The 14,429-nt window shown below is 44.3% G+C and carries 8 protein-coding genes and 1 pseudogene; 4 read left to right on the top strand and 5 right to left on the bottom strand.

The genetic code is table 11. The features are described from left to right. Nucleotides 1-68 precede the first annotated feature (68 nt). From V7K84_RS06205 to V7K84_RS06190, 4 genes and pseudogenes are all read left to right on the top strand, one after another. Nucleotides 69-713 (top strand): annotated as a pseudogene (locus V7K84_RS06205) (protein kinase); the annotation flags it as partial. Nucleotides 714-877: 164 nt separating this feature from the next. After that, a complete protein-coding gene (locus V7K84_RS06200; RefSeq protein ID WP_334836940.1) occupies nt 878-3,382 on the top strand; it encodes a hybrid sensor histidine kinase/response regulator in 2,505 nt (834 codons plus the stop codon). Nucleotides 3,383-3,444: 62 nt separating this feature from the next. Continuing rightward, nucleotides 3,445-4,725: a sensor histidine kinase gene (locus V7K84_RS06195; RefSeq protein ID WP_334836939.1), complete on the top strand. Its 1,281-nt coding sequence runs from the start codon at nt 3,445-3,447 to the stop codon at nt 4,723-4,725. A gap of 595 nt (nt 4,726-5,320) precedes the next feature. Then, on the top strand, nt 5,321-7,495 hold the full coding sequence (locus tag V7K84_RS06190; protein WP_334836938.1) for an ATP-binding protein: 2,175 nt from the start codon (nt 5,321-5,323) through the stop codon (nt 7,493-7,495). On the opposite strand, the gene fabD is transcribed toward V7K84_RS06190, so the two are convergent. From fabD to V7K84_RS06165, 5 genes are all read right to left on the bottom strand, one after another. Beyond that, a complete protein-coding gene (fabD, locus tag V7K84_RS06185; protein ID WP_334836937.1) occupies nt 7,492-8,373 on the bottom strand; it encodes an ACP S-malonyltransferase in 882 nt (293 codons plus the stop codon). The genes V7K84_RS06190 and fabD overlap by 4 nt on opposite strands. A 95-nt stretch (nt 8,374-8,468) precedes the next feature. Then, nucleotides 8,469-9,461, bottom strand: a complete 993-nt coding sequence (locus V7K84_RS06180; protein ID WP_334836936.1) for a beta-ketoacyl-ACP synthase 3 — start codon at nt 9,459-9,461, stop codon at nt 8,469-8,471. 182 nt (nt 9,462-9,643) lie between these two features. Then, complete coding sequence (gene plsX, locus V7K84_RS06175; protein ID WP_334836935.1) at nt 9,644-10,666, bottom strand: phosphate acyltransferase PlsX; 1,023 nt, start codon at nt 10,664-10,666, stop codon at nt 9,644-9,646. 242 nt (nt 10,667-10,908) lie between these two features. Continuing rightward, a complete protein-coding gene (locus V7K84_RS06170) occupies nt 10,909-12,390 on the bottom strand; it encodes a leucyl aminopeptidase (protein WP_334836934.1) in 1,482 nt (493 codons plus the stop codon). 752 nt (nt 12,391-13,142) lie between these two features. Continuing rightward, entirely contained in the window at nt 13,143-14,309 is a 1,167-nt protein-coding gene (locus V7K84_RS06165) for an EcsC family protein (RefSeq protein ID WP_334836933.1), read from the bottom strand. Between the last annotated feature and the right edge of the window lie 120 nt (nt 14,310-14,429).

Below are 14,429 nucleotides of genomic sequence, written 5' to 3'. Positions count from 1 at the left end.
AGCCGTAGAGATGAATTGTTTCACCCATCTGGGAACACTAAATCTAGAAATCTTTAGAATTTAACAGTATGTTTCTCACTACAGTCAGTATTCCTGGATACAAGGTTAGCGAACAACTCTACAACGGTTCTCGAACCCTGGTGTATCGCGGTTATCGAGAAACTGACTCATTACCTGTAGTGATTAAATTGCTGAAAAATCCTTATCCGAGTTTTGGCGAACTCTTATCGTTTCGTAATCAGTACACCATAGCTAAAAATATCAACTCATCTCTAATCATTCAAACCTACAGTTTGGAACCGTATCAAAATGGCTATGCATTGGTGATGGAACATTTTTGCGGGATTTCTCTTAAAGATTATTTCACCTCTGAGCAGACGCGACATACTGCTTTTCTACAAGAGTTTTTCTTAATTGCGTAGGCGTAGCCCGTCGTAGACATCGCACTGTGCAATACCTTAGATATACTCTACCGCGAACGGATTATTCATAAAGATCGGGACTTACGCAAAATCATGAAAAAACGAACCACAGAGGGCGCAGAGGACACGGAGAAATAAGAGTTTCGGAGATCTGTTGCGTAAGTCCTAAAAGATATCAAACCCGCTAATATTCTAATTAATCCCGAAACCAAACAAGTTAAATTAATTGACTTTAGTATTGCATTTTTACTACCACGAGAAACTCAAACGCCGATCAGTTCAAATGTATTATAAGGGACACTCAGTTATTTATCACCAGAACAAACAGGCAGAATGAATCGAGGGGTTGACTCGTCGATGATTGTTGAGAAAATCGCTCGGTGAACCCATCTTGGTAATCTTCCTGAACAGATGGGCATCATAAATTATAAATTTTGAATTTATTACAGATACCTATGTCCGCCCTCTCGTTCTGGCAGTCTTTCCAATCAGCTAAAAAACCTGCCTACGATTCGCCCTCATCCCTCCACACAAAACCTGTTAGACCTTCACGCAGCCTGTTAGCTAAAGTAATTGTGGGTGGCACTACCTTATTTGTAGTTGTAGGTACTTATTTAAGCTATCAGACCGTGCGAAGCATGATGCTAGAAAATCTCAAGCATAATGCTCTGTCAGAGGTGGAACATAGCGCACATGAGATTGATCGCTGGCTAGCAAATCTAAAAGTTAGAGTTGAAATGCTGGCAAACACAGATGTAGTGCGCTCAGTGGATTGGTCGATCGCCAGTAAATATTTGAAGGCGGAACACCAGCGAATTGAAGATTTTTCACTCTTTGCTTTAACAACAAAAGATGGATGGCGCAATAGTACGGTAGAGAACAGTAAACGGGGAAATGTCCGCGATCGCCTGTGGTTTCAAAGGTCGATGTTAGGACATATCTATGTAGGCGATCCCATGATTGCCAGAGCGAATGGAGTGTCATCAGTAGCAATCTCGGCTCCCATCCGCAGAGATGGAAATTCATTAAGTTCTCCAATAGGTGTAGTGCATGGGAACGTTGCTGTCGATCGCGTCAAGTATGTCATTGAGACACTAAAATACGGGAAGCATAGCTATGCTTTTACTCTCAACTCCACAGGACAGGCAATTATCCATCCTAACCCAGCCTTCATGACCACAATCGAAAAGCCTGGGATGAAATTAACCGATTCCGAAGATCCAGGTTTAGCGGCGATCGCTCAAAAGATGGTACATCGGCAACAGGGTATTGAATTAGTAACCCTTGACAAAACTAAAAAATATGTTGCGTTTCTCCCTCTAAAAGAAGCTAATTGGTCAGTAGCACTCGTCATTCCCCGTGAAAATATTGAATCTCAACTAAAGCTTTTAGATACCATCGCTCTGGCAATCTTAGCCTTGGCGGGAACACTGATTGGGGTGTTGGTTTATTTCCAATCTGCTGAACAAGCCCAACTGAAACAATCAAAACTCTTAGCGGATGCAGCCAAAGAAATTGCTGACAGTGCCAACAATGCCAAGAGTGAATTTCTTGCCAACATCAGCCACGAACTTCGTACACCGTTGAATGGGATTCTGGGCTATGCCCAAATTCTTGGACGCTCCAAAAGTTTGCCCGACAAAGAACGTCAGGGAGTCAACATCATCCACCAGTGTGGCTCTCATCTGCTAACACTGATTAACGACATCCTCGATCTCTCCAAAATCGAAGCCCGTAAACTCGAACTTGCCCCCCAAGCTTTCCACTTGCCGTCTTTTCTGCAAGGCGTTGTCGAAATTTGCCATATTCGGGCGCAGCAAAAAAGCATTGAGTTTCACTACGAACCTGATGCTGATTTACCCGTAGGTATTACTGCGGATGAAAAACGTCTGCGCCAAGTGTTGATTAACCTACTTGGTAACGCCATTAAGTTTACCGATCGCGGCAGTGTTACCCTACGAGTTAAACGAATTGTGGTTGAGTCCGATGTCTACGACGGGCTACGCCTACGCACTGCCCAACTTTGCTTTACCATTGCCGATACTGGCGTGGGTATTGCGCCAGCAGATATCAACAAACTCTTCCAAACATTTGAACAAGTGGGGGAGCAGAAGCGGAAAGTAGAAGGAACGGGGCTAGGATTAGCCATTAGCCAGCAGCTTGTGCAGTTAATGGGTGGACAGATTCAGGTCAAGAGTCAGCCTGGTGTCGGTAGTGAGTTCTCCTTCGAGATCGTCCTCCCCTTAGCAACTGACTGGAGTCAACAGCAGACGGCATCCGTGGGTAAGATTATTGGCTACGAAGGCCCACAGCGCCATATTTTAGTCGTAGACGATCGCTGGGAAAATCGCGCCGTCTTGCTCAATCTCTTAGAGCCTCTAGGCTTCATCATCACCGAAGCAGAACATGGACAAGCGGGCTTAGATCGACTCCAGCAACATCTCCCCGATTTAGTCATTACTGACTTAGCTATGCCCGTAATGGATGGTTTTGAAATGCTGCGACAGATTCGGAAAAATGAACAACTGCGTTCGCTCAAAATCATTGTCTCTTCTGCCTCCGTCGCTCAAATCGATCAACAAATGAGTATTGATGCCGGCGGCGATGATTTCCTCGCCAAACCTGTGCAAGTGAATGATTTATTTGAACTTCTAGAAAAACATCTCGAACTCACTTGGAAAACTGAAGACATCCCAGATAAATCCTCAGATCGGCAGCAACCGACAGAATTAATTCCACCCCCCCTAGCCGATCTCCAGGCTTGGTTAGAACTCGTTCAAGAAGGGCGATTGAAGAAGCTCATCGCAGCAGCAGAAGAACTTGAGCAACAGAGCGATCGCTACCAAGCTTTTAGTCAAAAGATCGTCCAACTTGCAAAACAATTCCAAAGCGAACAACTGGAACAATTTATTCAGCAGTATCTCTTGGAAGAAAGACGGGAAGTAGTGAGTAGGGAATAGGGAAAGAAAGTGTTTGTTTTGCCTGTGCTGGTTCTAATTATCGTCTACTACTCTTTTCCAATATGATACATATACCTCCAATATCCACGATCGCAGGTTTAGTTTTAATTGTTGATGATACGCCCACCAACCTAGAGGTGGTTTCAGAGATGCTGGGCGATGCGGGCTTTGATGTGGCGATCGCTATCAGTGGCGATCGCGCACTACAACAGGTCGAACGCCGCCTTCCCGACCTGATTTTACTAGATGTGATGATGCCTGGAATCGATGGATTTGAAACCTGCCGACGGCTCAAGGCCAATGACCGCACCTGCCATATTCCGATCATTTTTATGACTGCCCTTTCAGATACTCAGAGCAAAGTCAAGGCATTGGAACTAGGAGCCGTAGACTATATAGTAAAACCCTTCTATGAAAAAGAGGTTCTAGCACGAGTCAGTACCCATTTGCAACTGTCTCTCCTCACCCAAACCCTTGCAGCACAAGTTGCCCAAAAAGCAGCAGAACTACAAGCTTCGCAACTGCAACTGATTCAAAACGAAAAAATGTCTGCCCTCGGCAATCTGGTTGCCGGGGTTGCCCACGAAATCAATAATCCCATCGGCAGCATTGTCGGCAATGTCAATGCGGCACAGGATTATATTCATGACTTGTTAGGCATCATCGATCTCTACGGCAGAAAATTCCCTCAACCCGGTGCGGAAATTGAAGACGAACTGGAAGCGCTCGATCTAGATTACATTCGAGAAGATTTACCGAAACTAATTCGCGCCATGAAAGATGGAGCCAATCGCATCACCTCTATCAGCCAAAGTCTTCGTATTTTCTCTCGTGCCGACAGCAATATCAAGCAAGCTTTTAATCTGCATGATGGTATTGATAGCACTGTATTAATTCTGCGCCATCGCCTCAAAGCTAACGAATATCGTCCCGCCATCGAAGTCGTCACCGACTACGGTCAACTTCCAAAAGTTTTTTGTTTCCCCGGACAGATCAATCAGGTATTTATGAATATTCTGGCAAATGCCATTGATGCGCTAGATGAGTCTAATTCTGGATGCTGTTTTGCCGAAAATCAAACTAATCTCAATCGGATTAATATTGGGACGAAAGTACAGGGAGATTGGGTAAAAATTGCGATCGCTGACAATGGCCCCGGTATGCCCGAAGGAGTGAAAACCCGTATATTCGACCACTTATATACTACCAAAGCAGTTGGTAAAGGTACAGGATTGGGGTTGGCGATCGCTCGGCAAATCGTTGAAGAAACCCACGGCGGAAAATTGAGCGTTAACTCAGTTATGGATAAGGGTACAGAATTTGTAATTACAATTCCAGTATGATTTTTGACCTTTTTTTAATTAAAAATTAAAAGTTAAAAATTAGTGAAGAAGAATAATTTTTAATTAATTTTGGGTACAAGCCCCCACTGATAGCGCAGCGTTAGCGAGTCCACGATAGCGAAGCGTTAGCGACGCAGGAGCGTCGCGTCTTGCAGTTTTTAATTTTACATTTTTAATTTTTAATTGGAGCGTTCGCGCAGCGTCTCGTAGAGAAGCGACTTGACTCTTTTCGGTTGGCTAGGGAATGAATCAATCAATCTAACACAAGATATTTGACCATTCATTTGCTACAAAAGGTGTGGATAAAGGAACGGGATTGGGGTTAGCGGAGCGCTTGGCAAATATAAAAAAACATGGATGAGCGATCGAGTAGATTCTAGAGCGCCGGTCGAAGGTACTGAATTTGCGATCGAGCTACCGATGTAGCATATCTGTCTGCATATCTACAAAAACTTTCAGGAAATCTTCAGCCACTTATCTCTGCTACTTTATGCTTACCCAATTTAGACAAACACTTCAGAAACAGTTGCTTTTTAGGTTTGTCCGTTTCGCTAAGAATCGCCCTACCTCACTTACCTACAAAACACTAATCAATATGGCATTGCGAGTAACTGTGGTGGTACTCGTCTCTGCTGGGGTGAGCTATATCCATGTCATGTCCCGCTTGGAAGCCCAAACCCAAGTCCAGCTAGAAAAGTACATCAGCGCCAGAGGACAGTATGAAAGCAACATCTTTAAACTTGCAGAGGATAACCTCACTTTGCTGCGCGATCGCCTTTTGCAGGAATTCAAGCAACCCACTAATGATTTTCAGGCTGAATTTGAGCGGCAATATTTTTCCTGGAACGATGGTACTAAACGCAATTTTCCCCAAAATCGACCGCGGAAAGACTTTGATTCTACTCGATATGCTGGATCGTTCATTGGTCAAAATGTGCAAATTACTAAAGAACTAAAGCAGCAACTACTAACGGCTAACACGCTGATTAGTGCCTACGGATCTGCTTGGTCTAATCAGTTTGTTGATACTTATTTCGTGAGACGAGAAAACGCAACGACAACCTATTGGAAAGGTATGCCGATCTTGTTAGAGACACCGCCTGATTTCTATATGCCGAAAGAGGAATTTTTCTATATTGCCGATCCTCAGCATAACCCGTCTCGATCGCCGAAGTGGACAGGTGTTTATCTCGATCTCAGTGTTAAAGTCTGGATGATTTCGGCAAGTGTACCTGTCTATGATGGCGATCGCTTCCTGGGCATTGTAGGACATGATGTGGTCTTAACCGATCTGATGGAGCATACGATCCAGGATCAATTACCGGGCACTTACAATCTAATTTTTCGCTCAGACGGTCGTTTAATTGTCGATCCTCACCGCACTGCGGAAATTCAGCAAGCTCAGGGTCAACTCAAAATCGATGCGATTAACGATCCCCATCTCAACCGCATTTTTCAGCTAGTGACAACCACTAAATCCAAAACCCACGTCCTGGAAAATAGCCAAGACCGTGAATACTTAGCAGTGACTCGCTTACAAGGCCCAGATTGGTATTTTGTCACAGTCTATCCGAAATCACTACTATCGGGGGAAGCATGGAATACGGCTCAATTTATCTTAATTTCCGGTGCAGTGGCGCTGCTGGTTGAAGTGTTGTTGCTCTTGTCGGTGTTGCACCAACAAATTGCTAAACCCCTCCAGCAATTAATCGCCGCTAGTAACCAACTTGCTAACGGTGATTTTGCAATCGCTCTTGATACCACGCGACAGGATGAACTGGGAGGACTTGCTAGTTCTTTCAACAGCATGGCAAGTCAGTTAAAGACTTCTTTTATCCAACTAGAACAGGTAAACAATGCGTTAGAGCTACGAGTTGAGGAGCGAACAACAACATTACAAAAGACACTTGAAGAACTCCGTCGGACTCAAACCCAGATGATCCAGAGTGAAAAAATGTCAGCCCTGGGGCAACTGGTAGCAGGTGTGGCACATGAGATTAATAATCCTGTTAACTTCATTCACGGCAACCTTACCCATATAGAAAATTACGCCCAAGATTTGTTGGAATTTATCCAACTGTATCAGTATCACTATCCTAATCCAGTGGCTGAAATTCAAATTGAGGCGAAAGAGTTGGATCTGGAGTTTATTCGAGATGATTTACCCAAGATGCTGTCTTCGATGAAAGTTGGCACTAATCGCATTCGGGAAATTGTGCGATCGCTCCGCAATTTCTCCCGTTTAGATGAAGCTGAATTTAAAGCGGTTGATATTCATGAGGGCATTAATAGTACGTTATTAATTTTGCAACATCGTCTGAAAGAGCGACCAAAGTGCCTAGCAATAGAAGTGGTAAAAAACTATGGTAACTTGCCTTTGATTATCTGCTACCCCGGACAACTAAATCAGGTATTTATGAATATTCTGTCTAATGCGATTGATGCGTTAGAAGATGCAAATCAGCACCGCCCGCCTACAGAAATTGCTTCACATCCCAACACAATTTGGATTCAGACTCAGTTGGTATCTGAAAACCAAATCATGATTGCGATCGCAGATAATGGTCTTGGAGTTCCAGAAACAACTCTAACAAGATTATTTGACCCCTTTTTCACGACTAAAGATGTGGGTAAAGGATCTGGATTGGGTTTATCTATCAGCTATCAAATTGTGACTGAACTACATCAAGGTAAACTTGATTGTAATTCCACGCAAGGATTGGGCACAGAATTTGTCGTAACCCTACCGATAGAAGCTAAAAAAAATTAACCAGGTAAATTAGCAGCACTCTGGATATTTTCTAATATTAAATCAGGGCTATTACGTTTAATCAAGCCAGTTAACACTTTACCAGGGCCAATTTCCATTACTCGCTCGATACCGTTAACTGGTAATTGCAGACAAATTTCTCGCCATCTTACAGAACCAGTCATTTGTTTGTTCAGGCGTTGCTTTAAAATCTCGGCATCAATAGACGGAATTGGTTCTACATTAGACAGTACTGGTACAATAGCTGGCTGAAATTCCACAGATTCTAAAATGTCTTGAAATTCCGCAGATGCTGGTGCTATTAAATGTGAATGAAATGCTCCAGAAACTTTTAGGGGAATCGCACGCTTTGTTTTAACTTGAGTCATCACCGCTTGTACAGCTTCAGTCGTACCTGAAATTACCACCTGAGCCGAACTATTATCATTTGCTATTACCACATCAGGCGTTTGGGCAATGACTTTTTCTAACTGTTCGCGGTCAAAGTTCATCAAAGCTGCCATCATCCCACCGACGGCACTATCCATAAGTTCTGCACGACGCTTCACCAGATATAAACCAGCCGACCACTCAAAGACACCTGCTATATAAAGGGCGGTATATTCTCCCAAACTGTGGCCAGCAACTAAATCTGGTTGGTGTCCTCGTTCTCGAAGCAGGTCAGCAAGAATGCTTTCAACCACGTAAAGACTTGGTTGAGTATATAGCGTCTGTGATAACTTCTCTTCTTGAGTTTGACAAATTTCAGTTACAGACCAGCCCAAAATATCCTCAGCTTTGGCAAGCTTGTCTTTAGCGGACGGTATATCTAGTAAATCTATTCCCATTCCCAGCGTTTGGGAACCTTGTCCGGGAAACACCCATGCAGTTTTTGTCATTTGTCAATAGTCAGTGGTCATTGGTCATTTGTCATTGGTCATTGGACATTGGTCATTCACAAAGGACAAATGACAAATGACTAATGACAAAATATTTATTTTCCCCATTGAAAGATTGCCGCGCCCCAGGTAAGACCGGCACCAAAGCCGGATGTCGCAACGATGTCATTGGGTTTAATTTTACCTTGTCGTACTGCTTCATCTAGAGCTAAGGGGATGGAAGCCGCTGAGGTATTTCCGTACTGGGCGAGATTACTGATAACTTTATGTTCTGGGATATTCAGGCGTTGGGCAACGGCATCGATAATCCGCTGATTGGCTTGATGCAATATCAGCCAATCTATTTGATCGACGCTGATGTTGGCTTGAAACAAGGCTTTATCAATTATTTCTGGCACTTTTTGCACAGCAAAGCGGTAAACTTCTTTGCCGTTCATCGTAATCGGTTGGTAAGTGCCTTTGGTGATATTTATATCAGTCAGCAATTCTTGGGAAGTACCTGTATAAGCAAGGTTGAGGTAATGGTTTTGAGTACCATCACTTTTAAGGGCAAATCCTAATAAGCGATCGCTTTTAGCAGCCTGTAACACCACTGCCCCGGCACCATCACCAAACAATACACAAGTTCGCCGATCTTCCCAATCTACCCAGCGAGAGAGTATATCTGCCCCGATCAATAGTACGTTTCTATAGACACCAGTTCTAATGTATTGGGCTGCTGTAACCAAACCAAACACAAAGCCGGAACAGGCAGCAGTCAAGTCAAAGGCGACTGCGTTGGTAGCTCCCAATTTAGCCTGTACTTGACAAGCACTACCAAACAAATCATCAGGGGTGGAAGTCGCTAGTAGAATCAGGTCTAGGTCTTCTGGTTTAATTCCTGAAGCTGCGATCGCCTGACTGCTAGCGGCAGTAGCGAGTACACTCAAGGACTCAGATGGCAATGCTAATCGCCGTTGACGAATTCCCGTTCTTGTGGCAATCCACTCATCTGATGTTTCAACTAGTTCGCTCAATGTCTCGTTGTGTAGGGAAGTTGCTGGTACTGCCGAGCCGCTTCCGGTGATTGCTACGCCTAAGTTTTGCACTCTTAATCTCCCAAGCTATCAGCTTTTTGTCCTTTGTCCTTTGTCCTTTGTCCTTTGTCAGTTGTCCTTTGTCAGTTGTCCTACCCTGCGGGAAGCCGCTGGTGCGTCTATGTCAGTTGTCCTTTACAAATGACCAATGACTAATGACCAATGACCAATGACCAATGACTAATGACTAATGACTAACCGCTCTCGCGCTCTAGGATATATTGGGACTGAATTCGTTGTATCACCTGGTTGTCAACGGCTTCTTTTGCCATGCGAATTGCATTAAATATTGAAGGTGCTTGGGAGCTACCGTGACCGATAAAACAGACTCCTGCCACGCCTAGTAGTAAAGCACCACCATGTTCTGCGTGATCCATTCGCTGCTTAATCCGCTTCAAGTTGGGTTTTAAGAGTGCTGAACCAATTTGACCGTGTAATCCTTGGGGTAATTCTTCCCGCAGAATTTGCAGAATCACTTCTCCAACGGCTTCGGCAAATTTTAACAATACATTGCCTACAAAGCCATCGCAGACAATCACATCAAAGCGACCGGAAAGCACATCACGCCCTTCAGCATTGCCAATAAAATTAATTTGGGAATTATCGCGGAGCATTTGGTGGGCGCGGACGGCTGCATCATTGCCTTTAGAGTCTTCTTCACCGATATTCAGCAAACCCACTTTCGGTTCGGCTGTACCCAAGACATACTTACTGTAAGCCGATCCCATAACGCCAAACTGCTCTAAAAACTTGGGGCGGCAATCTACATTAGCGCCAACATCAAGTACTAGCACTGGCTTACCAGCAATAATTGTGGGAAAAACTGTCCCGATCGCTGGGCGATCGATTCCTGGCAATCTTCCTAAGCGGAGCAAAGCTGATGCCATCGCTGCCCCAGAATGACCAGCAGAAAATACGGCATCTGCCTTTTGCTGCTTGACCAAATCCATCGCCACATTGATAGAAGCCTTGCGTTTGCGTCTAACTGCATTTAAAGGCTCCTCATCCATTGCGATCGCTTCTTCAGCATTCACGATCTCTACCTGCCCTAAACTTGTTTTTGATGGCAAGGCAGCTTCTATTTGTTGGGGATCGCCAACCAAAAATATATCCACACCCAATTCTTCTCTTGCTCGCAATGCGCCAGCAACGATTTCACCGGGTGCATGATCCCCTCCCATTGCGTCAATTGCGATCCGTACGCGAGTCGATCCCATTGCTCACAGCTTCTAGAAACCTTACAAATTTTACCAGATGGCAAAGCCCGAAAAAGCTTAATTTTCTGACTGCCAAATTAATTCTGTTACTATTGCAACAATATTTGCTGGCAAGCTCAAGATAGCACGAATTGTTCTGGAGTAGGGAGGAGGGCATTGGGCAGAGGGGCAGAGGGGGGAAAACTGACTGCAACTTCTTTCTTGCTCCCCTGCTCCCCTGCCCCCCTGCTCCCCTGCCTCTTCTACTCTCCTATCCCCAGCACCCAATCAACTAACGTCCGAACGCCGTAGCCAGTTGCCCCTGCGCTGTTGTAGCCATTTTCTTTATCTGTCCACACTGGGCCAGCAATATCTATGTGCGCCCAAGGGGTTTGTTTGACGAATTGCTTGAGGAAAAGGGCAGCAGTAATTGCACCACCTGGACGCGGGCCTGTGTTTTTCATGTCCGCGATACCAGACTTTAGCCCTTCAAAATATTTTTCTTCCATTGGCATCCGCCAAATCTTTTCTCCTGAAGTTTGGGCAGCTTTTTCGATTTGGGAAGCAACATCTTCATCGGGAGTGTACAAACCAGCAATATCATCACCCAAGGCAATGACGTTGGCACCAGTCAGGGTGGCTAAATCAACGATCGCATCTAAGCCCAATTTGTCGGCATACACCAAGGCATCTGCGAGGGTCAAACGTCCTTCAGCGTCGGTGTTGTTCACTTCGATTGTTTTGCCGTTTGATGCTGTGAGAATGTCTCCGGGGTGCATGGCGTGACCGCTAATCATGTTTTCAGCCGCTGCTGAGATGAAGTGAACTTCAACATCTGGCTTAATTTGAGCAATTGCTTTTGCTGCCCCCAAGGTAGCAGCTGCACCCCCCATATCCATCTTCATGGTTTCGATGCCGCTACCAGCACCTTTGATGTTGAGTCCGCCGGAGTCGAAGGTTACACCTTTACCAATAATTGCTAATTTCTTTTTGGGTGTACCTTCTGGCTTGTAAGTTAGGTGAATGAATTTCGGTGGCAAATCGGAAGCTTGGGCTACTCCCAAAAATGCACCCATGCCTAACTTTTCACAGTCTTCTCGTTCCAGAATTTCTAGTTGTAAACCGTATTCCTTGGCGATCGCTTGAGCAGTTTCGGCTAAAGTAATTGGTGTTACTGCATTAGCTGGCGCTGCCACTAATTGCCGTGCCAAATTTACCCCGGAAACAATTTGATTGGCGCGGGTGATGGCGGCTTCTTGTCCATTAAAACCCAGTAAATCTACACTTTCTATTTGTGAACCTTTATCTTCTGGTTCTGATTTAAAGCGAATATCTTGGTAAAGTGCTAATTCCACACCTTCTGCGATCGCTTGGGCACTGGCTGCTGGATCGTTATTCCACAATGGAAAACTAAAACCCAAAATTTTGCTTTTCTGCTTTTTTCCTACCCTAGCTACAGCCGCAGCAGCACGGCGCAGAGTATCTAATTTTAGTGCATCTGGTTTGCCTAAACCTACTAAAATCAATTTTCGCACTGGGCTACCAGCATTTACACGGGTGAAAATAGTGCTATTGGCTTTACCTTTAAATTCTTCTTCAGTAATCAGTTCTTTTAAAACCCCAGAAAACTTTTGATCTAAAGTAGCTAGTTCTCCGGTTAACTCTACTGCATCTTCAAATAATCCAATTGCCAAACTATCGCCTGCCCACTCTAGTAAAGGCTTATCACTAGGTTGAATTGTCATTTTGGGATTTTGTGTAAATATTCCTTCTTGTACCAGTATTGCTCAAAATTCTGGTTTCATGGTGAGGGGAGTGGGTATTGGGCATGGGTAAGCAAGGGTCAGTAGCTATAATTTAGCCAATTGGTATAAATAGCACTAATTAATGAGTCTTTGATCCTCGTTAATCCACCTCAGAACTCCGTTAACGAGTCTTTGATCCTCGTCAATCCACCTCAGAACTCCGTTAACGAGTCTTTGATCCTCGTCAATCCACCTCAGAACTCCGTTAACGAGTCTTTGATCCTCATTAATCCACCTCAGAACTCCGTTAACGAGTCTTTGATCCTCGTTAATCCACCTCAGAACTCCGTTAACGAGTCTTTGATACTCGTTAATGAAGCTATGATCTCCATTCTTTTACCTGACTTTTCGCGTTATGTGGAAAAGTCCACGAAAAACCTAACCCCCTAACCCTGGATTTCTCTCTTGTGAGAAATCCAAAGGGTGTGGGAGGTGTGGGAGGTGTGGGAGGATGGAGAAGAAGTCTTACCCCCCATACTCCCCACACTCCCCACACTCCCCACACTCCTCTTCCCCTGAAGCCTACACTATGCGTGAGAAATCCGGGCTAACCCCCTTCCCGACGCGGGAAGTGGGAAAATTCAAAGTCTCTCTCCTTTTAGGAGAGAGATTTAGAGAGAGGTTTTCCAGATGCCGTGAAAAGTCAGATTTTTTTACGTCCTGCTTCTTGCCCGATGCCCGATGCCCAATGCCTATCCCCCAATTTTGTTTGTATCAATGTCAAATTTACTGGCGATCGCTGCTATTATTTCTTGCTCAAGTGGTGTAGTTTTATTGTCAAGTTGGGCAATTTTTTCACACTGAACGAGCAAAGGTATAGCAAAATCACGATTCAGCTGATTGAGCAGTATATCTAAAGACTTAGGTGATTTAATATTTTGGGCAATGGCATCCAACGAGGTAGGACTGAGTTTTACAGCTTGTAATTCTGGCAAAATTTCTTCCAAAGTCTTATCTGGATGGCTAGCCAAAATCATGTGAACTAAGATTTGATCCATGACGGCTTCTTGAGCGATCGCACTTTCTAGATACTTTTCACTTTCAGCTTTTAATGTTGCTAATGTCTGTGGCGATGCCAGAGAAGTAGATTCATCCAGCTTGGTTTCGTAAAATCTACAAGCAGCATACCCCAATGAATAGATCATCGTTGCATTTGAACTAGCTCCAATCACTGCACCCGCCAAGGGCACATTTCGCAGCAAGCCTAATCCCGCAGCTTTCAACAAACGCCCTCCACCCAAAGCCAACCCAAAAATTGCTAAAATTTCACCTTTGCGGGCAGGATCTTTTAAATCTAGCCCGTAGACAGATGCAATTTGATAAAGCATTTCTGACTGCAATTTTGTTGTGGCTGTTAAATCAATTGCCAATAATGCCACTGCTATTCCTGGCAAAAAACTAGTGGCTAGTCCAACTGTGGCTGCTTGAGTTGCTTTTTCCACCATGATTCGGTGAGCAAGCTGGCTAGGTGATTCATTTGGATACTGTTTTTTGAGCTTGTTTACCGCCGCTTCTGCTTGTTCTAAATCAACAAGGTTACTATCGTTAATCAGCCAATTGAGATTTAAGACTCCAGATAGTTTTCTAATCAGCCAATTTTCGCTGACGCGATTCACAACCTGACCGCTGGTTTGAGTTGTTTGCTCAATAAACTTGTGTGTTTCTTTCGCCGTCGCTTCTCCCACCCCTATTGCTGTGTCTAAAACTGCTTGGCCAGTCTCAGCAACAGTTTTAACAAAAGACTCTACTATAGACGGTTCATTTTCTATTGATGATTGAGCCTGAATTCCTGCTTCTGAAGTTTCTCTGGGTGAATTAACTAATTTATTCACCTCTATTTTTTGGGGTTTGTCTGCCATTGCTTGACACCATCTTGTAAAGCCTCTCTCTTTTGGTTGTAGCCAAGTTTGAGGGGCTTTGACATCTCTCGATAAGTACAATTCGTCAGAGTAAATAGGAATTATTCTGAGCTTTAACTA

Origin of the sequence: Nostoc sp. (assembly GCF_036917315.1) — a bacterium.
Lineage (GTDB): Bacteria > Cyanobacteriota > Cyanobacteriia > Cyanobacteriales > Nostocaceae > Nostoc.
The sequence above is the reverse complement of the archived record's forward strand: the minus strand, read 5'-3'. Positions and strand labels throughout refer to the sequence as shown.

Excerpts from the sequence above, each read along its gene's own strand:
- V7K84_RS06200 (WP_334836940.1), top strand. The coding sequence starts at position 878 with ATGTCCGCCCTCTCGTTCTGGCAGTCTTTCCAATCAGCTAAAAAACCT.
- V7K84_RS06195 (WP_334836939.1), top strand. The coding sequence starts at position 3,445 with ATGATACATATACCTCCAATATCCACGATCGCAGGTTTAGTTTTAATT.
- V7K84_RS06190 (WP_334836938.1), top strand. The coding sequence starts at position 5,321 with ATGGCATTGCGAGTAACTGTGGTGGTACTCGTCTCTGCTGGGGTGAGC.
- fabD (WP_334836937.1), bottom strand. The coding sequence starts at position 8,373 with ATGACAAAAACTGCATGGGTGTTTCCCGGACAAGGTTCCCAAACGCTG.
- plsX (WP_334836935.1), bottom strand. The coding sequence starts at position 10,666 with ATGGGATCGACTCGCGTACGGATCGCAATTGACGCAATGGGAGGGGAT.
- V7K84_RS06170 (WP_334836934.1), bottom strand. The coding sequence starts at position 12,390 with ATGACAATTCAACCTAGTGATAAGCCTTTACTAGAGTGGGCAGGCGAT.
- V7K84_RS06165 (WP_334836933.1), bottom strand. The coding sequence starts at position 14,309 with ATGGCAGACAAACCCCAAAAAATAGAGGTGAATAAATTAGTTAATTCA.